Source organism: Microbacterium sp. MRS-1 (genome assembly GCF_000585455.1).
Classification (GTDB): domain Bacteria; phylum Actinomycetota; class Actinomycetes; order Actinomycetales; family Microbacteriaceae; genus Microbacterium; species Microbacterium laevaniformans.
Window position 1 is genome coordinate 84106 of sequence record NZ_JAUF01000006.1, and the last position, 19759, is coordinate 103864.

Annotated in this window: 20 protein-coding genes and 1 tRNA gene; 16 read left to right on the plus strand and 5 right to left on the minus strand. The window is 69.7% G+C overall.

From position 1 onward, the window contains the following. Positions 1 to 76 precede the first annotated feature (76 nt). The 12 genes from eno to ilvA all read left to right on the plus strand — a co-directional run bounded on the left by eno (position 77) and on the right by ilvA (position 12182). Positions 77 to 1357, plus strand: a complete 1281-nt coding sequence (eno, locus tag AS96_RS01380) for a phosphopyruvate hydratase (RefSeq protein WP_005052537.1) — start codon at positions 77 to 79, stop codon at positions 1355 to 1357. Between the two features lie 72 nt (positions 1358 to 1429). After that, positions 1430 to 1957: an FtsB family cell division protein gene (locus tag AS96_RS01385; RefSeq protein WP_036284816.1), complete on the plus strand. Its 528-nt coding sequence runs from the start codon at positions 1430 to 1432 to the stop codon at positions 1955 to 1957. A gap of 86 nt (positions 1958 to 2043) precedes the next feature. After that, positions 2044 to 2514 carry a DUF501 domain-containing protein gene (locus AS96_RS01390; protein ID WP_036284884.1) on the plus strand — a complete coding sequence of 157 codons (471 nt, stop codon included), beginning with the start codon at positions 2044 to 2046 and terminating at the stop codon, positions 2512 to 2514. Continuing rightward, positions 2511 to 3872 carry a S8 family serine peptidase gene (locus tag AS96_RS01395; RefSeq protein ID WP_051498715.1) on the plus strand — a complete coding sequence of 454 codons (1362 nt, stop codon included), beginning with the start codon at positions 2511 to 2513 and terminating at the stop codon, positions 3870 to 3872. Before AS96_RS01390 ends, AS96_RS01395 begins: the two co-directional genes overlap by 4 nt. A 20-nt stretch (positions 3873 to 3892) precedes the next feature. Further along, on the plus strand, positions 3893 to 5362 hold the full coding sequence (locus AS96_RS01400) for an NAD(P)/FAD-dependent oxidoreductase (RefSeq protein WP_005052548.1): 1470 nt from the start codon (positions 3893 to 3895) through the stop codon (positions 5360 to 5362). A gap of 83 nt (positions 5363 to 5445) precedes the next feature. Then, positions 5446 to 5518, plus strand: a tRNA-Leu gene (locus tag AS96_RS01405). Between the two features lie 107 nt (positions 5519 to 5625). Beyond that, a complete protein-coding gene (locus tag AS96_RS01410) occupies positions 5626 to 6858 on the plus strand; it encodes an alanine racemase (protein WP_051498711.1) in 1233 nt (410 codons plus the stop codon). Further along, the gene (locus AS96_RS01415) at positions 6855 to 8168 is read left to right on the plus strand and encodes a D-arabinono-1,4-lactone oxidase (protein ID WP_036284822.1); all 1314 of its coding nucleotides are present in this window, start codon (positions 6855 to 6857) and stop codon (positions 8166 to 8168) included. The genes AS96_RS01410 and AS96_RS01415 overlap by 4 nt, the downstream gene beginning before the upstream one ends. 107 nt (positions 8169 to 8275) lie before the next feature. Then, a complete protein-coding gene (locus AS96_RS01420; RefSeq protein ID WP_005052555.1) occupies positions 8276 to 8842 on the plus strand; it encodes a LemA family protein in 567 nt (188 codons plus the stop codon). A gap of 13 nt (positions 8843 to 8855) precedes the next feature. Further along, a complete protein-coding gene (locus tag AS96_RS01425) occupies positions 8856 to 9743 on the plus strand; it encodes a M48 family metalloprotease (protein ID WP_036284825.1) in 888 nt (295 codons plus the stop codon). A gap of 16 nt (positions 9744 to 9759) precedes the next feature. After that, on the plus strand, positions 9760 to 10959 hold the full coding sequence (locus AS96_RS01430) for an AI-2E family transporter (protein ID WP_036284828.1): 1200 nt from the start codon (positions 9760 to 9762) through the stop codon (positions 10957 to 10959). Beyond that, positions 10956 to 12182 (plus strand): threonine ammonia-lyase, encoded by a 1227-nt coding sequence (ilvA, locus tag AS96_RS01435; RefSeq protein WP_005052561.1) that lies wholly within the window; start codon positions 10956 to 10958, stop codon positions 12180 to 12182. Before AS96_RS01430 ends, ilvA begins: the two co-directional genes overlap by 4 nt. 14 nt (positions 12183 to 12196) lie before the next feature. On the opposite strand, the gene greA is transcribed toward ilvA, so the two are convergent. Beyond that, positions 12197 to 12685 (minus strand): transcription elongation factor GreA, encoded by a 489-nt coding sequence (greA, locus tag AS96_RS01440; RefSeq protein ID WP_005052563.1) that lies wholly within the window; start codon positions 12683 to 12685, stop codon positions 12197 to 12199. A gap of 105 nt (positions 12686 to 12790) precedes the next feature. Further along, a complete protein-coding gene (locus AS96_RS01445) occupies positions 12791 to 13198 on the minus strand; it encodes a DUF4307 domain-containing protein (protein ID WP_005052566.1) in 408 nt (135 codons plus the stop codon). A 63-nt stretch (positions 13199 to 13261) separates the two neighbouring features. Here AS96_RS01445 and AS96_RS01450 point away from each other — a divergent pair, with 63 nt between their 5' ends. Continuing rightward, complete coding sequence (locus AS96_RS01450; RefSeq protein WP_005052569.1) at positions 13262 to 13576, plus strand: hypothetical protein; 315 nt, start codon at positions 13262 to 13264, stop codon at positions 13574 to 13576. A 36-nt stretch (positions 13577 to 13612) separates the two neighbouring features. Here the strand turns inward: AS96_RS01450 and trhA are convergent, their stop codons facing one another. Next, on the minus strand, positions 13613 to 14317 hold the full coding sequence (gene trhA / locus AS96_RS01455; protein WP_005052570.1) for a PAQR family membrane homeostasis protein TrhA: 705 nt from the start codon (positions 14315 to 14317) through the stop codon (positions 13613 to 13615). 121 nt (positions 14318 to 14438) lie between these two features. Here trhA and AS96_RS01460 point away from each other — a divergent pair, with 121 nt between their 5' ends. The 3 genes from AS96_RS01460 (at position 14439) to AS96_RS01470 (ending at position 18040) form a co-directional block, all read left to right on the plus strand. Continuing rightward, positions 14439 to 15224: an isoprenyl transferase gene (locus tag AS96_RS01460; RefSeq protein ID WP_005052573.1), complete on the plus strand. Its 786-nt coding sequence runs from the start codon at positions 14439 to 14441 to the stop codon at positions 15222 to 15224. Between the two features lie 42 nt (positions 15225 to 15266). Continuing rightward, entirely contained in the window at positions 15267 to 16520 is a 1254-nt protein-coding gene (locus AS96_RS01465; protein WP_036284831.1) for an aminotransferase class V-fold PLP-dependent enzyme, read from the plus strand. Between the two features lie 164 nt (positions 16521 to 16684). After that, a complete protein-coding gene (locus AS96_RS01470; RefSeq protein WP_005052577.1) occupies positions 16685 to 18040 on the plus strand; it encodes a PhoH family protein in 1356 nt (451 codons plus the stop codon). A gap of 37 nt (positions 18041 to 18077) precedes the next feature. On the opposite strand, the gene AS96_RS01475 is transcribed toward AS96_RS01470, so the two are convergent. Beyond that, positions 18078 to 18734 carry a response regulator transcription factor gene (locus AS96_RS01475; RefSeq protein WP_005052579.1) on the minus strand — a complete coding sequence of 219 codons (657 nt, stop codon included), beginning with the start codon at positions 18732 to 18734 and terminating at the stop codon, positions 18078 to 18080. Then, positions 18731 to 19723 carry a sensor histidine kinase gene (locus tag AS96_RS01480; RefSeq protein ID WP_036284834.1) on the minus strand — a complete coding sequence of 331 codons (993 nt, stop codon included), beginning with the start codon at positions 19721 to 19723 and terminating at the stop codon, positions 18731 to 18733. Before AS96_RS01480 ends, AS96_RS01475 begins: the two co-directional genes overlap by 4 nt. Positions 19724 to 19759 lie beyond the last annotated feature (36 nt).

Genomic DNA, 19759 nt, shown 5'->3' on the forward strand with positions numbered 1-19759 from the left:
TCACTAGACTCGAACGCGGAGCGGGAACACACCCGTGACGCTCCGAGATTTATCCTCCACAAGCAAGGAGTCCCCTGTGGCACTGATCGAGGCTGTAGGCGCACGCGAGATCCTGGATTCGCGTGGCAACCCGACCGTCGAAGTGGAGGTGCTGCTCGACGATGGCATCGTCCAGCGCGCGGCCGTCCCCTCCGGCGCGTCCACCGGCGCCTTCGAGGCGTACGAGCTGCGCGACGGCGACAAGAGCCGGTACGGCGGGAAGGGCGTCCTGAAGGCGGTCACCGCCGTCATCGATGAGCTCGGCCCGGCCATCGAGGGCGTCGAGGCGAGCGAGCAGCGCGTCATCGACGAGATCCTCATCGCCACCGACGGCACGGAGAACAAGTCGCGCTGCGGCGCCAACGCCATCCTGGGCGTGTCCCTGGCCGTCGCGAAGGCCGCCGCCGACAGCGCCGACCTCCCGCTGTTCCGCTACCTCGGCGGACCCAACGCGCACGTCCTGCCCGTGCCGCTGTTCAACGTCATCAACGGCGGCGAGCACGCGGACAACGGCATCGACTTCCAGGAGTACTTCCTCGCGCCCATCGGTGCGGAGACCTACGGCGAGTCCCTCCGCTGGGGCACCGAGGTCTACCACGTTCTCAAGGGCGAGCTGAAGGCCGCCGGCTACAACACCGGCCTCGGCGACGAGGGCGGCTTCGCGCCCGACCTGCCCAGCAACCGCGAGGGCCTCGACTTCCTCATCAAGGCGATCGAGAAGGCCGGCTTCACGCCCGGCAAGGACGTCGCCGTCGGTCTGGATGTCGCCGCGACCGAGTTCTACAAGGACGGCGTGTACACGGTCGAGGGCAAGGCCTGGTCGGCCGAGAAGCTGACCGACTACTTCGCCGACCTCGTCGCCAACTACCCGGTCGTCACGATCGAGGACGCCCTCGCCGAGGACGACTGGGAGGCCTGGAAGCACCTCACCGATGCCATCGGCTCGAAGGTCCAGCTCGTCGGTGACGACCTGTTCGTGACCAACCCGGTGCGCCTGCAGAAGGGCATCGACCTCGGTGTCGCGAACGCTCTGCTCGTGAAGGTCAACCAGATCGGCACGCTGTCCGAGACGCTCGACGCGATCTCGCTGGCCACCCAGAACGGCTACCGCTCGATGCTGTCGCACCGCTCCGGTGAGACCGAGGACACGACCATCGCCGACCTGGCCGTCGCGGTCAACGCGGGTCAGATCAAGACCGGCGCGCCCGCCCGCAGCGAGCGCGTCGCGAAGTACAACCAGCTGCTGCGCATCGAGGAGGAGCTCGGCGACGCCGCGGTCTTCGCCGGTCGCGGCGCGTTCCCGCGCTTCAAGGCCTGAGGCCGCTGGAGATTCGCTGAGCGATTCGGGGCGCCTTCCGTCGCACGTCCGCGTGCCACGTAGGCTGGTCCCATGACGAGAGAGGGAGCCGTGCGCACTGCGCCGGCTCCCTCTTCCGCGTCCCGCACGTCGGGCGGACGCCGGGGGTCGGGCCGTGTGGACGTGCGCGCCTGGGCCGGCGGCATCCGCTTCTCGGCCTTCACCGCGATCATGCTGGGCCTGGTCGTGCTGGCCGTCTTCACGCTGGTGCCCACGGTCGGCACGTATCTCGGCCAGCGTCAGCAGATCGCGGCGCTGGCGCACTCGGTTCAGGTGAGCGAGGCGGATGTGGCGACCCTGCAGCAGCAGAAGAACCGTTGGAACGACCCTGCGTACGTGACCTCCCAGGCGCGGGAGCGACTGTATTACGTGCGACCCGGCGAGGTCGTCTATCTCGTCGACAACGATCTGCCCGCCACCGCGATGCCCCCGACGCAGGCCGCCGCGAGCGCTCAGGTGCAGGAGACCCGCACCGACTGGATGGCGCAGCTGGTGCGCTCGGTCGCCGGGGCAGGTCTGGCTCAGACGGCGGCGGTGCCCCCGGCCGCGCCCGCCGGCTGATCCAGCGGTCGGTCAGCGCGCCCCGGTAGCCTTGACGGGTGCCGCATCCCCCTCTCAGCCCCGCTTCCGCCGCCGACCTCGAGGCCATGCGGTCCCAGTTGGGGCGTCCGATGCGTGGCGTCGTCGGCATCGCGGCGCGTTGCGCCTGCGGCAACCCGACGGTTGTCGCCACAGAACCGCGGCTTCCCGACGGCACACCGTTTCCCACGTTCTACTACCTCACCCATCCCGGGGCGACGGCCGCGATGTCGGCATTGGAGGCGAACCAGGTGATGCCCGAGCTGGCCGCCCTGCTCGCCGACGATGAGGACGTCGCCGCCGCGTATCTGGCGGCGCACGAGGCGTACCTGTCCGATCGAGCGGTCTACGGCGACGTGCCGGAGATCGCCGGCATCTCCGCGGGCGGGATGCCGACGCGGGTGAAGTGTCTGCATGCCCTGGCGGGGCACGCGTTGGCCGCCGGAGCCGGCGTGAACCCGATCGGCGACCTCGCGCTCGCGCGCGCCGAGTGGTCGCCCGAGCGCTGCACGTGCGCCCAGCCGCGGAGCGCGGTGTGAGCGCTCGGCGGCGGCGTGTCGTCGCCGTCGTCGCGGCCGTGCTGATCGCGCTGGGCGGGCAGGCGGCGGGTGCGGCGAGCATTCCCGCGGTCGCCGTCGCCGCTGGCGACCCTGCCCCGACGGCTCCCGCCGGGCCGTCGGCCCTCGCCGCGACGGCACCTCCGCCGGGAACGGGCGATCCCGCCCGCGCGGCGGAGTACTGGCTCGACGAGTACGGCATCCGGCAGGCCTGGCAGACCACCCGCGGCAAGGGGGTGACGATCGCTGTCATCGACACCGGCATCGGCCGATCCCCGGTCGAGTTCTCCGGTGCGGTCGTCGGGGGAGCGGACTTCTCCGGAGCCGGGTCGTCGGACGGGCGCACCCCGGTCGGGGCTGTCGATGCCAACCACGGCAGCTGGGTGGCCTCGTTGGCGGCCGCCCGCGGAACCGGTGCCGACACTGGGATGATCGGCGTCGCCCCCGAGGCGAATCTGCTCTCGCTGTCGATCGGATTCGGCGCGGCATCCTCGGTGCCGTTCGTGCAGCAGGTCGCCGATGCGATGAAGTGGGCCGTCGATCACGGCGCCGACATCATCAACCTCTCGTTCACGACGAACACCCTGACCTGGGACCCGTCGTGGGACGATGCCTTCCAATACGCGTTCGACCACGACGTCGTGGTCGTGGTGGCCGCCGGAAACAAGGGCAGCGGTACCGAAGAGGTGGGCGCGCCGGCGACCATCCCCGGGGTGCTGACCGTCGGCGGTGTCAACCGTGCCGGCGCTGCCAGCGAACAGGCCTCGACGCAGGGCATCACCATCGGCATTTCCGCGCCGAGCGAGCAGCTGCTCGGCGTCTCCGCCGACGGGCAGCTCGTCGTCTGGGACGGCACGAGCGGGGCCGCGCCGATCGTGGCCGGCATCGCCGCGCTCGTGCGTTCGGCCCATCCAGAACTGGATGCCGACAACGTCATCAACCGCATCATCAAGACGGCGCGGCCGGCCGCCGCGGCGACCAAGGTGCCCGACGAGAAGTACGGCTACGGGCTCATCGATGCGAACGCCGCGGTGAGCGCGTCGGTCCCAAGCGTCGACAGCAACCCGATGGGAAGCCTCTCCGACTGGATCCGGCTGTACCGTCGCGCCGACGCCGGCCCCCAGCCCACACCGACGTCCACTCCGGTCACGATCGACCAGCTGCCGGCGGCCGAGACCCTCGAGCGAAGGTCCCCGCTGCTGCCCAGCATCGATACCCTCCTCTACGGCACCGTGCCGCTCGTGGGGGTGACCCTGACGGCTATACTGGTCGCGCTCGGTGTCACTGCTGCTGCCCGGCGCATCAGATCGGAGCGCGCACCTCGTACTCCGAGCCGTTGATTCAAGGAGTGCTTCCACCTGTGACTCACACAGAGACCAGTACGGCCGCGCGTGCCGTGCCCAAGATCCTCATCGTCGGCGGCGGTTACGCCGGCTTCTACACCGCATGGAAGCTCGAGAAGCACCTGCGCAAGGGTGAGGCCGAGGTCACGATCGTCGACCCGCTGCCGTACATGACGTATCAGCCCTTCCTGCCCGAGGTGGCGGCCGGTGAGATCGAAGCTCGTCACGTCATCGTGGGCCTGCGCCGCCACCTGAAGAAGACGCGTGTGGTCACCGCCAAGGTGACCGGAATCGACCACGCGACGCGCACCGCGACGATCACTCCGGCCGAAGGCGAGCCGTGGCAGGAGAACTACGACCAGATCGTGGTCACCGCCGGCGCCGTCTCGCGCACCTTCCCGATCCCCGGCATCGCCGAGAACGCGATCGGCCTGAAGACGATCGAGGAGGCCGTCGCCGTCCGTGACCGCATCCTCACCAACTTCGACCGTGCGGCCAACCTGCCCGCCGGTCCCGAGCGCGACCGCCTTCTGACCGTCGTGGTCGTCGGTGGCGGATTCGCGGGCATCGAGGTGTTCGCCGAGACGCGCGCTCTGGCTTCCTCGCTCCTCAAGGACTACCCGCAGCTGCGCTTCGAGGACACGCACTTCCACCTCGTCGAGGCGATGGGGCGCATCATGCCCGAAGTGTCGCTGAAGACGAGCGAGTGGGTGCTCAAGGACCTCGCGAAGCGGGGTGCGAACGTGCACCTCGACACCCAGGTCACCGGCGCGGTTGACGGCAACGTCGAGCTGTCCACCGGTGAGGTCATCCCGACCGATCTGATCATCTGGACCGCCGGCGTCATGGCCAACCCCACCGTCGTGCGGGGCAGCGACCTGCCGGTGGAGGAGCGCGGCCGCATCCGCACCCGTGCCGACCTGCGTGTCGGAACGGCGGACGAGGTCGTCGAGGGCGCGTGGGCTGCCGGCGACGTGTCGGCCGTCCCCGACCTCACCGGCAAGGGCGTCGGCGGCTACTGCGTGCCCAACGCGCAGCACGCCGTCCGTCAGGCGAAGCTGCTCGCGAAGAACCTCGTCGCCGTCCTGCGCGACGAGCTGCCGCGCGAGTACATCCACCACAACCTCGGCGCTGTCGCGGGCCTCGGCCTGTACAACGGCGTCTTCCAGTCGCGCAACATCGCGCTCAAGGGCTTCATCGCGTGGTGCGCGCACCGCGGCTACCACGGTCTGGCCATGCCCTCGTGGGAGCGCAAGTGGCGCGTGATCGGCGACTGGTGGCACAACTTCTGGCTCCGCCGCGACAACGTGTCGCTGCAGACCGTCCAGAACCCGCGCTACGTGTTCGAGGAGTTCGCCTCCCGTCCGCGCCCCGCGGCTCCGGCGGCAGCACCGGCAGCACCGGCGATCGACCCGAAGTCCGTCGCCGCCGAGAAGACCGGTGCGGCCGAGCCCAAGGTCGAGGAGAAGGCCACCGCCGCTAGCTGAACCGCGGTTCGCGCGTCACGAACCCCCACCCGCCCCGGCGGTGTGGGGGTTTCGTGCGTGCGGCGTCGCTACCCTTGTAGCGGGCCCCCGTAGCCCAATGGCAGAGGCAGGCGACTTAAAATCGCTTCAGTGTCGGTTCGAGTCCGTCCGGGGGTACTCCCGCCGATGCGCGTCAGCCGGCCGAAAGATCCCTCGAGTTCCACTGTCGATGACACCGCGTGTCATCTAGGCTGGTGCCCTCACGAGCGAAGGAGCCCGAACCGATGAGCCTGGACCTCCTGGGCCTTCGCCCCCATCACGGCCGGGACTGGGATGATCCGGCCGCGTTCTGGACGGCACGATCGGCCGCGGTCTCGGCAGTGTCCGGACCCGTGGCCGCCATCGACCTCGATGCGCTCCGGTTCAACGCGATGGATCTCGTGGTCCGCTCCGCGGGTGTGCCGATCCGCGTGGCCAGCAAGTCGATCCGCGTCCGTGAGGTCCTGGACGCCACCCTCGCGATCGGGGGTTACCGCGGCATCCTCGCCTTCACGCTTCCCGAGGCGCTCTGGCTCGCGCGCGTGCACGACGACATCGTGCTCGGATATCCCAGCGTCGACCGGGCGGCGCTGGAGCGGCTCGTCCACGACGACGACCTCGCGCGTCGGGTCACCCTGATGATCGACGACCCTGCGCAGCTGGACGTGGTGGATGCCGTCGCCGCCCCGTCTGCTCGCGCGCGCGTCCGCGTGGCGATCGACGCGGACGCATCGTGGCGGGCACCCGTGCTGGGCCACATCGGCGTGCGTCGCTCGCCCGTGCACGAACCGGCGGAAGTCGTGCGGATTGCGCGCTCCATCGTCGCCCGTCCCGGTTTCGAGCTGGTCGGCCTGATGATGTACGAGGCACAGATCGCCGGACAACCCGACCACACCGGTTCCGGCGACGGTGTCATCCGCTGGATGCAGCACCAATCACGGGACGAGCTCGTCGCCCGGCGGGGAGCGATCGTGGCGGGGCTGCGTGAGATCACGCACCTGGAGTTCGTCAACGGCGGCGGCACTGGCTCACTGGAGTACACGGCAGCCGACCCGGCCGTCACCGAGACGACGGCCGGCAGCGGGCTGCTCGCCGGTCACCTGTTCGACGGCTACCGCGCTTTCATGCCGGCGCCCGCCGCAGCCTTCGCGCTCGAGGTCGTGCGCAAGCCGCTCGAGGACATCGCCGTCGTCCTGGGAGGCGGATGGATCGCATCGGGCCCGCCCGTCGCCTCTCGCCAGCCCCGCCCGGTGTGGCCGACCGGGCTCAAGACCCTCGCGCGGGAGGGCGCCGGGGAGGTGCAGACGCCCCTGCAGGGCGAGTCGGCGCGCCGCCTTCGCGTGGGCGACAGGGTCTGGTTCCGCCACGCGAAGAGCGGTGAGCTGTCCGAGCGCGTCGACCGCTACCAGCTCACCCTCGGCGAGAGCCTCGTCGGCGAAGCCGCCACCTACCGCGGCGAAGGGAAGAGCTTCCTGTGACACGGCCCGGCGGCACATGGCAGAACTGGGCGCGCACCGAGAGCGTGCGCCCGCAGCTGGTGGAGTACCCCACGACGATCGAGGCGGTGCGCCGTTCCGCGCGCTCGGCCGGCGCTCGCGGGCGCGCGCTGAAGGCTGTCGGCGCCGGACACAGCTTCACCGGGATCGCGGCGGCGCCGGGAACTCTGCTGGATCTGAGCGACCTCAGCGGTGTCGTCGCCGTCGATCGCGAGCGCGGGCGTGTGCGCCTGCTGGCCGGCACGCGACTGCATCGCATTCCGGCGCTGCTCGCGCCCCACCGTCTCGCGATGGCGAACCTCGGCGACATCGATCGTCAAACCATCGCCGGAGCGCTCTCGACCGGCACCCATGGCACCGGTCTCGGTCACGGGGGACTGGCGACCCAGGTCGTGGGTGCCACGCTCGTCACGGCGGATGGAGAGCTGCTCACCGTCGACGACGAGAACGAGCCCGACCTGCTGCCTGCCGTCGCGCTCGGTCTGGGCGCCCTCGGCATCCTCGTCGACGTGACGCTCCAATGCGTGCCGGCGTTCGCGCTCGGCGCACAGGAACAGCCCGAACCTCTCGACGCCGTCGTGGACGACCTCGATGCGCGCGTCCGCGGCGTCGACCATTTCGAGTTCTACTGGTTTCCGCACACCACTGTCGCCCTGACGAAGACGAACACCCGGATGCCGACAGATGCGCCGACGGCCCCGCTGTCGCCCCTGTCGCGCATGCTCGATGAGCGGATCGTGGGCAACGGCGTGCACCAACTGGTGTGCAGCGCCGGTCGGCTCGCCCCGCCGCTCGTGCCGGCGATCAATCGGCTGTCCGCCCGGGTGTGGGGGGATCGGCGGTTCTCCGATGCATCGCATCGCGTGTTCACCACGCAGCGCAGCGTGCGCTTCCGTGAGATGGAGTACGCCGTGCCGCTGGACGAGCTGGCGTCGGCGTTTCGTGAGGTGCGCGACCTCGTGGACGCGTCGGGGTGGCGCATCGAGTTCCCGATCGAGGTGCGGGTGGCGCCCGCGGACGACCGGTGGCTCTCGACGGCCTACGCGCGTGACAGCGGCTACATCGCCGTGCATCGATACTGGCGCGCCGACCACCGTGCCTATTTCGCCGCCGTCGAGGAGATCATGCGCGCCCACGCCGGCCGGCCGCACTGGGGAAAGCTGCACACGCTCGATGCGGCGGCTCTGCGCGAGCGGTATCCGCGCTTCGACGACTTCCTGACTCTGCGCGACCGCCTCGACCCCACGCGCATGTTCCGCAACGCCTATCTCGACCGCGTCCTCGGCGCGTGAGGGTCTGTCTCGCACCTGTGCAGATGGGGAACCGCTGGGAGTGCTGGCCGCGGCGGATGACGTGGCCCCTCCCGCCGATAGGATGATCCTCAGTCGATGGGAGTCGTATGGAATGGCTGATCCCGGTCCTGATCGTCGTCGCTCTGGTGGTGATCGCCGGAATCTATCTCTGGGCGACCTACAATTCGTTGGTCGCGCTCGGTGTGCGCGTCGACGAGGCGTGGAGCGACATCACCGTGCAGCTGAAGAGGCGCGCTGATCTGCTGCCCAATCTCATCGAGACGGTCAAGGGGTACGCGGCGCACGAGAAGGCGGTCTTCGAGAACGTCACCCGCGCCCGCGCGGAGACGCTCACCGCCGGCTCACCCGCCGAAGCCGGCGTGGCCGAAGGCCACATGCAGCAGGCGCTGAAGTCGCTGTTCGCGGTCGCCGAGGCGTATCCGCAGCTGCAGGCGAGTCAGAACTTCCTCCAGCTGCAGCAGTCGATCGTCGACACCGAGGACAAGATCCAGGCGTCCCGTCGCTTCTACAACGGCGGCGTGCGCGAGCTGAACACGAAGATCAAGGTGTTCCCGAACAACATGTTCGCGCGCAACCTCGGCTTCCACGAGCGGGAGTTCTTCGAGGTCGTCGACGGCGCCGCCATCGCCGAGCCGCCGCGCATCCAGTTCTGATCGGGCGCGCGGCATGTACTCCGCGATCGCCCGCAACAAGCGCAACACCTGGCTGATCATGGCCGGCTTCATCATCGTCCTCGGACTGATCGGCCTGGCGGCGGGATGGCTCGCGGGCAACAACTGGTGGATATCGGCGTTCGTGCTCCTGGGGGCCACGGGCTACGCGACCGTGCAGTATTTCGTCGCCGACCGCGAAGCCCTCGCGCTGTCGGGTGCGCAGGAGGTGACGCGCGAGGAGGCTCCGCGCTATTACCGGATCGTCGAGAACCTGTGTCTGACGACGGGCACCCCCATGCCGCGGCTCTATGTCGTCGAGGATGCCGCGCCCAACGCCTTCGCGACCGGACGCACGCCAGAGCGCGCGGCGATCACGGTGACGACGGGCCTGTTCGAGCTCATGACGGATCGTGAACTCGAGGGGGTGCTCGGGCATGAGCTCGGGCACATCCGCAACTACGACATCCGCGTCACGCTCGTGGTGTTCGGTCTCGTGGTCGCCGTGGGGCTCGTGGCGGACATCCTCTTGCGGATGGCCTTCTTCGGGGGCGGCCGGCGCGGCGGAAACAGCCAGTCCCAGCTCTTCTTCCTCATCTTCGGCCTGGTCGCCGCGATCGTGGCGCCGCTGCTGGCCGCGGTCGTCCAGGCAGCCATCTCGCGCCGGCGCGAATACCTCGCCGATGCGACCAGTGCTCTCACCACCCGCGACCCCGACGGCCTGGCATCTGCTCTTGCGAAGCTGGGGGAGTACGGCCGACCGCTCGCCAAGGCGAACACGTCGATGGCTCACCTCTGGATCAGCGACCCGCTTCGACCCGGTGCGATGGAGCGCCTGTTCGCCACGCATCCACCGATCCCGGATCGCATCGCCCGTCTGCAGGAAATGGGCGGACGGTTCTGAGTTCTAGACTGGCGGGATGAGCGGCACCGACGACAGACACGGCGCCGCGCCGCGCGGGTCGTTCCTCGACACTCTGCGCGAGCGCACGGTCGCCTCCGACATCGACCGCGGGCTTCCTCGGGGCCTCAGAGTCGCGACGGCGTATGCGTGGCGGTTCGTGGTCATCGCCATCGCGGCCGGCATCCTGATCTGGCTCGTCATCCAGCTGAAGCTCCTGGTGATCCCGCTGATGGTGGCGATCCTCGTCACCGCGCTGCTGTGGCCGGCCTTCACCTGGATGCTGGCGCGCGGGGTACCGCGGTGGCTGGCGATCGTCCTGTCGGTGCTCGGCACGGTTGCGGTGATCGGAGGGCTGCTGTGGCTGGCGATCTGGCAGATCACCCGTGAGTGGTCGAGCGTGCAGGTGCGCACCACCGAAGCGATCGGCCAGTTCCGTCAGTACCTCATCGACGGGCCGCTCCACCTCACGGCGCAGCAGATCGACGATCTCCTCGTCCAGGCGGGCGGCTACCTGCAGCAGCAGGCGGAGGTGCTCTGGTCGGGGGCTCTGGCGGTCGGCTCCACCGTCGGCCACGTCGCCACCGGGGCGGTGCTGGCTCTGTTCATCCTGCTGTGCACCCTCGCCGACGGCGGTGGCATCTGGAGCTGGGTCGTGCGCCTGTTCCCGCGGCGCGCGCGCAGCGAGGTCGACGGTGCCGGCCGTGCCGGCTGGCGCACCGTCGTCACGTATGCGCGCACGCAGTTGCTCGTTGCGACGATCGACGCCACCGGCATCGCGCTCGGCGCCTTCCTCCTCGGTGTTCCGCTCGCCATCCCGATCGGCGTGCTCGTCTTCCTCGGCGCGTTCGTGCCCTTCGTCGGCGCCATCGTCACCGGTGCGCTGGCGGTGTTCCTCGCCCTCGTCTACAACGGGCCCTGGATCGCGCTGTGGATGCTGGTCGTCGTCCTGGGCGTCCAACAGCTCGAGGGACATGTGCTGCAGCCGCTGCTGATGGGCTCGGCCGTCAAGGTCCACCCGCTGGCCGTCGTACTCGTCGTCGCCGGCGGTGCCATGATCGCCGGCATCCCCGGTGCACTCTTCGCCGTCCCGCTGGCGGCGTTCATCAACGTCGTCGCCGTCTACCTCGGACGCCGCGCGAACGATCCCCTGGCCCCACCCGATCGGGCCGATCTCATCTGGAGCACCGTTCCCCGCAGTAGGAAGAAGCCCGCGTGACCCTCCCGACCCTGGCGGAGTTCGAGGACGCCGCCGCCGTCCTGCGCGACGTCATCGTGAAGACGCCGTTCGACGTCTCCGACCACCTCACGGAGGTGCTCGGTGCGCCCGTGTACCTGAAGCTCGAGAACCTGCAGCGCACGGGCTCGTTCAAGATCCGAGGGGCGACCTACCGACTGTCGCGTCTGAGCGCACAAGAGCGTGCACGCGGCGTGGTGGCCGCCTCTGCCGGCAACCACGCCCAGGGCGTCGCCTCGGCCGCGCAGAAGCTCGGCATCCCCGCCACGATCTTCATGCCGCTGGGCGTGCCGGTCCCCAAGCTCCTCGCGACCCGCGGCTACGGCGCCGAGGTCGTGCTGGAAGGGGCGACCGTCGAGACGCCGCTGCGGCTCGCGGCGGAGTTCGCCGAACGCACCGGCGCCGTGATGATCCACCCCTACGATCACCGCGACATCATCGTCGGCCAGGGGACGATGGGTCTGGAACTGTGGGACGGCGTGCCCGAGCTCGAGACCGTCGTCGTCGGGATCGGCGGCGGCGGACTGATCGCCGGGGTCGCCGCCGCGGTGAAGGCGCGGGCAGCCCTCGAGGGCAGACGCGTTCGGATCATCGGCGTGCAGGCGGAGAACTCCGCCGCGTACCCGTCCTCCCTCGCTGCCGGCGTGCCGCTGACGGTTGCCACGACGCCGACCATCGCCGACGGCATCGCCGTCGCGCGTCCCGGTGATGCGCCGTTCGCGGTGATCAGCGAACTCGTCGACGAGGTCGTCACCGTGAGCGACGACGATATCGCCCGGGCGCTGCTGGTGCTGCTGGAGCGCGCGAAGCAGGTCGTCGAGCCCGCCGGCGCCGTGGGGGTGGCCGCGATCCTCGCCGGCAAGATCACGGCGAGCGGCCCGACGGCCGTCATCCTCTCCGGAGGCAACATCGACCCGCTGCTGCTGCAACGCGTCGTGGCGCATGGACTGGCGGCATCCGGACGCTACATGACGCTGCAGATCCCGCTGCCGGACCGGCCGGGCCAGCTCGCGCGCGTGTCGGAACTGCTCGCCATTGCCGGAGCGAACGTGATCGAGGCGCTCCACACGCGCCACGGCCAGGGCCTGCAGATCAGCGAGGTCATCCTGCAGCTCAGTGTCGAGACCCGCGGTGAAGAACACCGCGCCCACGTCATCAGCGTTCTGGAGGAGGCAGGCTTCCGCCCCCGCGTCGCACAGGACTGACGCGGGGCGCGCCGCTACTGGCCGTTGTAGGTTTCGACCTTGACGATCTCCACCGAGATCTCGCGACCGTTCGGCGCGGTGTACGAGGTCTTCTCGCCCTCCGCCAGGCCCAGGATCGCAGCGCCCAGGGGGGAGGCCTCGCTGTAGACGTCGAGCTCGGAGCCCGCCGCGATCTCGCGGCTGCCGAGCAGGAACACCTCTTCGCCGCCGGCGACGATCGCCGTCACGACGGTGCCGCCCTTCACGGTGCCGTCGGACTCCGGGGCCTCGCCGACCACGGCGTCCTTCAGCAGCGCCTGCAGGGTGCGGATCCGTGCTTCCTGCTTACCCTGTTCGTCCTTGGCGGCGTGGTAGCCGCCGTTCTCCTTGAGGTCGCCTTCTTCGCGGGCGGCCTCGATGCGCTTGGCGATCTCTTCGCGACCCGTCGTCGACAGGTGCTCGAGTTCGGCGGCGAGCCGGTCGTAGGCGTCCTGCGTGAGGAAGGTCTCCGTGTTCTCAGCCACGTCGTCTCCTTGTCGATGGGGGCGGTCGATGCGCGTGCGCGGCACCGGCCGCCGACACTATGCCAAACGCCCCGGCAGCTGCCAGGGCGCATGTGTCGAATCAGCCTACGGGATCCAGCACGAGGGGACCAAACCGGTCGTCGCAGCCGCGGTGGTCGCCACCCGCTCGCTGAAGGTGCGGCTGTGAGCGTCGTCGGCTGGGTAGGAGACGACCTTCCATCCGACGATGCCGTGCTCCTCGTCCTGGGCCTCGACCACGCAGCTGACGGCGCTGCCGCGCGCCAGCGTGAGCTGGAAATCGACCGTCACGCTGTGCGGAGCATCGCTGAGATCGAATCCGGTGACGTCGATGTCCACGGACTGCGCCGCCTGTGTGTAGGTGTTCCATCCGAAGTAGCCGATGAGGGCGAGAACGACCGCGCCCCCGAGGATCCAGGTCCAGCGACGGCGCCCCGCGCTGCGTGCTCGGCCGTAGCGGTCGTCGAGCTCCTGCTGTGTGCGCATCGCGGTCATGACACTTCCCGAGGTTCTAGGCTGGACTTCCAGGCTAGGCGCTCCGCGCGGAACAGAGGAACGATGCACGCACTGACGATCGCGCTGTCGGGGATCGCCGACCCGGCGATTCCGACTCCCACCATGACCGTCAACCCTGACGCGGTCACTCCGGGGTTCGTGGGCTTCGTCGGCATCGCGGTGGTCGCCATCGCCGTGATCTTCCTCCTCATCGACATGCTGCGACGCATCCGTCGCGCCGGCTACCGTGCGGAGATCGCTGAAGAACTCGACGCGACGACGCAGGCGGATGCCGAGGCGCGCGCCCACGAGCAGGCTGCCGCCGCCGTCGAGGCGAGCGAGACCGACGACCAGGACATCGATCCCGCCTCGCGCTGACGCTGCGGCGGGCGCCCGGGGCGTCCTCCTCCGCGCTCAGCCTGCCGATCCGAGCGACGGGGTCAGCGGGTGCAGCGCGATCAGCAGGCACGCCGTCCAGTGGCAGAGAAACGCCAGCACGGTGCACACGTGGAAGATCTCGTGGAAGCCGAAGTGGCCCGGCCAGGGGTTGGGCTTCTTCAGCGCGTAGACGACGGCGCCGCCGGTGTAGAGCAGGCCGCCCACGATGACGAGGATCATCATCGCGACGTTCGCGTGCAGGAGGTCGCCGAGGTACATCACCGCAGCCCAGCCGAGCAGCAGGTACAGCGCCACGTAGAGCCAGCGCGGTGCGTTGATCCAGAAGACGCGGAACAGGATGCCGAGGATCGCGCCCGACCAGACGAGCACGAGCAGGAGCGCGCCTTTGTCGGGCGTCAGCGCCAGCACGGCGATCGGCGTGTAGGTGCCGGCGATCAGCAGCAGGATGTTGGCATGGTCGATGCGCTTGAGCACCGCCTTGGTCGTCGGCCCCCAGGTGAACCGGTGATACAGCGCGGAGTTGCCGAACAGCAGGAGCGAGGTCAGCATGAACACGGCCGCGGCCCACTTCGCGGCCGCGCCGTGGGCGAAGACGATGAGCAGCACCCCGGCGGCCACGGCCACGGGGAACGTTCCGGCATGGATCCAGCCGCGCCACGTGGGCTTCAGCTCGACCTGCGCGCTGACGGAGCCTGCTTCGAGGAGCGGGAGCTGGGGCATGTCGGCGCCCTCGGCGGATGCGTGTCGGGTCACGGCACTGAGCCTACGCGTACCCTCATGCCGACTTTTGTACATACGGCGTGTGCGGTGTGGGGTACGGCCCGCGCGGTAGCGTAGGAACGTGACACCCACCGGTTCGGGCGAGGGGCGTGGATTCCTCTATCGCCTCTACAGTTCGCGCCTGCGTCGCGAGTTGACCCCCGACACGGTTCCCCATCACGTCGCGATGATGATCGACGGCAACCGTCGCTGGGCCCGTCAAGCGGGCTTCACCACCGTCGCTCACGGGCACCGTGCCGGGGCGGCGAAGATGCACGAGTTCCTGCGGTGGTGCGACGATCTCGGCATCCGCGTCGTGTCTCTCTATCTGCTCTCCACCGACAACCTCACCAAGCGCGACTCACAGGAGCTCGCCGATCTCATCGAGATCATCGCGGAGCTCGCCGACGAGCTGTCGCTCGAGCCCGGCTGGCGGGTGCAGCACGTGGGTCGGGCGGAGATGCTGCCGCCGGATCTCGCCCGTGTTCTGCGGACGGCGGAGGAGCGGACGGCCGGCAACACGGGTCTGCACGTCAACCTCGCGGTCGGCTACGGCGGGCGCAGCGAGATCGTCGATGCCGTTCGCAGCATCATCGCGCAGCATGACGAGCGCGGCGGTTCACTCGAGGAGCTTGCGGCCAGCCTCACTCCGGAGCAGATCGGAGAGCATCTGTACACCGGAGGGCAGGCCGATCCCGATCTGGTGATCCGTACCTCCGGCGAGCAGCGCCTCAGCGACTTCCTGCTCTGGCAGTCGGCGCATTCCGAGTTCTACTTCGTCGAAGCGCTCGGGCCGGACCTGCGCGAGGTCGACTTCCTCCGCGCGATCCGCGACTACGCCACGCGCGATCGCCGCTACGGCAGCTGACGGGGGCCACGCGATCCGCCCCGAACGACTCGGCGTGGGACAATGGGCGACGTGAACGACCTGCAGCCCTACCTCGATACCTTCGACAGCGCAGCGGGGTATCTGGACTGGGCGGCGTTCGGACCGCTCTCGCCGGCGGTTCGAGCCGAGACCCTAGCCGACGCGGAGATGCTCGGCAGCGGGCGCCGTTCAGGCATCGATCTGGTGTCGGAGAGATCCGACGAGGCGCGCGGGCTGGTCGCACAGGTGCTCGGATGTGCCGTCGACGAGGTCGTGTTGCAGCCGTCGACGACCCACGGACTGCAGCACGCGATGCAGGGGCTTCGTGGCACGGTCATCGTCTCGGCTCAGGAGTTTCCCGCCCTGCGGGTGACGGCACGCCGCGCGCAGGACGCTCGCGGTGTGCTCTCGGTTCGCGAGATCGAGCCCGTCGCCGGGATCGTCACGGCGGATGCCGTGGCGGAGGCGCTCGATGACGATGTCACGGCCGTCGCCGTCAGCCTGGTCGATTTCCGCACGGGCGCTGTCGCCGACGTGCGGGAGATTCGTGAGCGGATCGGCGACCGCCTGCTGATCGTCGATGCCGTTCAGGGCTTCGGCGTCGTCGACGCCGACTGGGATGCGGCCGATGTCGTCTGCGGCAACGGATACAAGTGGCTTCGGGCCGGTCGGGGCACCGGCTTCGCGAGGTTCTCCGATCGGGCGCGCGAACGGATCGAGCCGGTGCTGTCAGGGATTTCCGGCATGCAGGGCGACGCGACCAGCGTGGGTGTGCCGGCGCCGCTGCCGACAGCGGCCGCATACCAGGTCGCCCCGGCCGACCACCTCGCTGCCGGTCGCCTCGCGGCGGCGTTGCGCGAAGTGGTCGACGCGGGCATTCCCGCCATCGCCGCCGAGCTGCGCGCACGCGCACGGGCCGTGATGGAGCTCGCCGATCGCTACGGGGTCCCCGTCCTCACCCCGCGCGACCGGCACGCGGGCATTGTGACGCTGCAGCCTGCACCTCACGAGGCGGCGCCGCTGGCCGCAGCCCTCGCCAATCAGGGCGTCACCGTCACCGCCCGCGGCACCACGATCCGGGTCGCGCCGCACGTGGGAACGGGCGCCGACAGCTTCGTCCTGCTCGGCGACGCGCTGGCCGAGGTCGCCGCCAGCCGCGTCATCATCGACTCCGCTCCCGCGTCGCTCGCGCTGTCCGAGCCCGGTTCTGCGGATGACGCGCCGATCTCGCTCGAGGTCGTCGCACCCCCCGCGGAGGCCGTCGAAGCTGCGTCCGCCGACGACATCACACGTTAACGTCCCCGTCATCGACCGGCGGCGTGTCGCGGCTGGCGCGCCAGCATCGCCGGCCGTACGGTCATCACATCGGGCAAGGCGCCCGGTCGGGTCGGCCTCCACACGACTCGTGGCCACGGTCGACTCGAAACTGCCGGGTGCTCCACCCGGGGCGGGAGTGAGTTGTGACCACACGGGCTTCACTGCAGCAACGCCGGATCGATGAGAGCGTCGAGGGGGCCGCGGACACCGATCTGCGGACCTACGTCCTCGACACCTCCGTGCTCCTGAGCGATCCGCGCGCGTTCTTCCGGTTCGCGGAGCATTCCGTCGTCGTCCCCGTGGTGGTGATCACGGAGCTCGAAGGCAAGCGGCACGACCCGGAGATCGGCTACTTCGCCCGGCAGGCTCTGCGCCACCTCGACGAGCTGCGTGTCGAGCACGGTCGACTGGACTTCGCCGTCCCGGTCGGGGAGGGGGGAACGCTGCGTGTCGAGCTGACCAACACCGACTCCTCCGTTCTGCCCGCCGGCATGCGCCTCGGCGACAACGACACGCGGATCCTCTCCGTCGCCATGCACCTCGCTGCCGACGGTCAGCAGGTCACGGTCGTCTCCAAGGACCTCCCGATGCGCGTCAAGGCCGCCTCCCTCGGCATCCACGCCGAGGAGTATCTCGCGGAGCAGGCCGTCGACAGCGGGTGGACGGGCATCGCCGACATCGCGATCTCCGGCGACGACATGAGTGACCTCTACGAGGCGGAGGTCGCGACCAGCGACGAGGTGCACGGCTTCCCGGTGAACACGGGACTCGTGATCCACTCCGAGCGGGGGTCGGCTCTCGGCCGGGTCACCGGAGACGGCGCATTCCGTCTCGTCCGCGGCGACCGGGACGTGTTCGGGCTGCACGGCCGCAGCGCCGAGCAGCGCATCGCGATCGACCTGCTCATGGATCCCGAAGTCGGAATCGTCTCTCTCGGCGGACGCGCGGGAACGGGGAAGTCGGCCCTCGCGCTCTGCGCGGGCTTGGACGCCGTCCTCGAGCGCCAGCAGCAGAAGAAGATCATCGTCTTCCGCCCGCTCTTCGCCGTCGGCGGCCAGGAGCTCGGCTACCTGCCGGGCGACCAGTCCGAGAAGATGAACCCGTGGGGGCAGGCGGTCTTCGACACCCTCGGCTCGGTGGTCTCCGGAAACGTCCTCGAGGAAGTCGTCGCGCGGGGGATGCTCGAGGTGCTGCCGCTGACGCACATCCGCGGACGTTCTCTGCACGACGCTTTCGTGATCGTCGATGAGGCGCAGTCGCTCGAACGCAACGTGCTGCTCACGGTGCTCAGTCGGATCGGACAGAACTCGCGCGTCGTGCTGACCCACGATGTCGGCCAGCGTGACAACCTCCGCGTCGGCCGCCACGACGGCATCGCCTCCGTGATCGAGACGCTGAAGGGGCACAGCCTCTTCGGTCACGTGACACTCGTGAGATCCGAGCGTTCCGCCATCGCCGCGCTCGTCACCGATCTGCTGGAGCAGGGCGAGCTGAGCTGACGCGGCCCGCCCGTACCCGCGTCGTCCGCGGCGAGGTCTACTCCCAGCGGTAGCCCTCGCCGCGGACAGTCGCGATGTGGTCGGCGCCGAGCTTTGCCCGCAGATACCGCACGTAGACGTCCACGACGTTCGAGCCCGGATCGAAGTCGAGGCCCCAAATGCGGCTGAGCAGCGTCTCACGCGTGAGAACCTCACCGGCGTGCCGCAGGAACTGCTCAGCAAGTGCGAACTCGCGCGCGGAGAGGTCGACGTCGTGACCGGCCACCGTGCAGCGACGCGCCAGCAGGTCGAGCGTCACATCCCCGCGGGAGAGGACCATCGTGATGGCACCCGTGCGCTCCCGAAGACGCGAGCGCACGCGCGCCATCAGCTCAGCGAGGGAGAACGGCTTCGGAACGTAGTCGCTGGCCCCGGCATCCAGACCGTCCACCGCGTCGCGGGCCGAACTGCGAGCCGTCAGCATGATGACCGGGAGGGACTGCCCGTCGCCGCGCAGGCGCCGGAGAACCTCGAATCCGTCCATGCCCGGCAGCCCGACGTCGAGGATCACGAGGTCAATGTCGCCTCGCGACGCGCGTTCGAGTCCGGCGGCGCCGTCCTCGCAGGCGGTCGTCTCATACCCTTCGGCCGACAGCGCGCGCGTGACCATCGACACGATATGCGGCTCGTCGTCGACGATGAGGATGCGAGTCATCCGGAGGCCTCCCGTTGTTGGACGACATCCCCCGCACGCACCGGTGTGGGCAGTGTCGCCTGCGTGCCGATGGGGATCTCGATGGTGAAGGTGGCACCGCCACCCGGCGTGTCGGCCACGGTGCAGTGACCGCCGTGGGCCTTCGCGATCGCGTCGACGATGGCGAGGCCGAGGCCCGATCCGCCGACCGACCGCTTGCCCGTGCCGCGGTCGAAGCGACGGAAGATGCGGTGGCGCACGGCGGGCGCGATTCCCGGGCCATGATCGCGCACCCACAGCTGAGCTCCGGAGGGATGCACGGCGCTGCCGATCTCGATCGCCGAGCCGGCGGGGGTGTACTTCGCCGCGTTGTCGGCCAGTTGCAGCCACGCCTGCAGGAGGCGATCACGGTCGCCGTGGATGATCCCTGCCGCGCTCTGTTCGACCCCCCAGGCGTGGTCGGCGATGACGGCGACCAGCTCCGCGACGCGTCGGGTCAGCATGTCCAGATCGACATCGCCCATCGTGAAACTGTCGCTCTCGACCGCGGCAAGCAGGTCGATGTCGCCGATCAGACGCGTCATCCGGTCGAGTTCGGCGATGCCGAGGGCACGCGTCGCGGCGACGTCGGAGGGGTCGGCCGCATCCATGAGCTCCAAGTGTCCCCGCACGATGGTGATCGGGGTCTTCAGCTCGTGTCGCACATCGTCCAGGAGCCGCCGCTGAGCGTCGAAGAGAGCGTCCGGGCTCTCCACGCCGTCCGGAAGCTCCGGCGTATGGCGTCGCTCATCAAGGAGCAGCCAGCCGACCAGAGCCGTCACTGCAAGGGTCAGCGCCGCGGCCGCGGCGAACACGACCACCGACACCCAGGTGGTCGCAGCACCGCTCGCAGCGTGCACCGCGAGCAACGCGAGCGCCGTCAGCCCGAAGCCCGCCGCGACCACGGAGAGAACGACTCCGAGCCCGCGTGCGCGCCGACCCACGCGGGCAGGGCGGACGGCGCGATTCACCCTCTGATTATGAACCCGACAAGCGGGCGCAGGCGA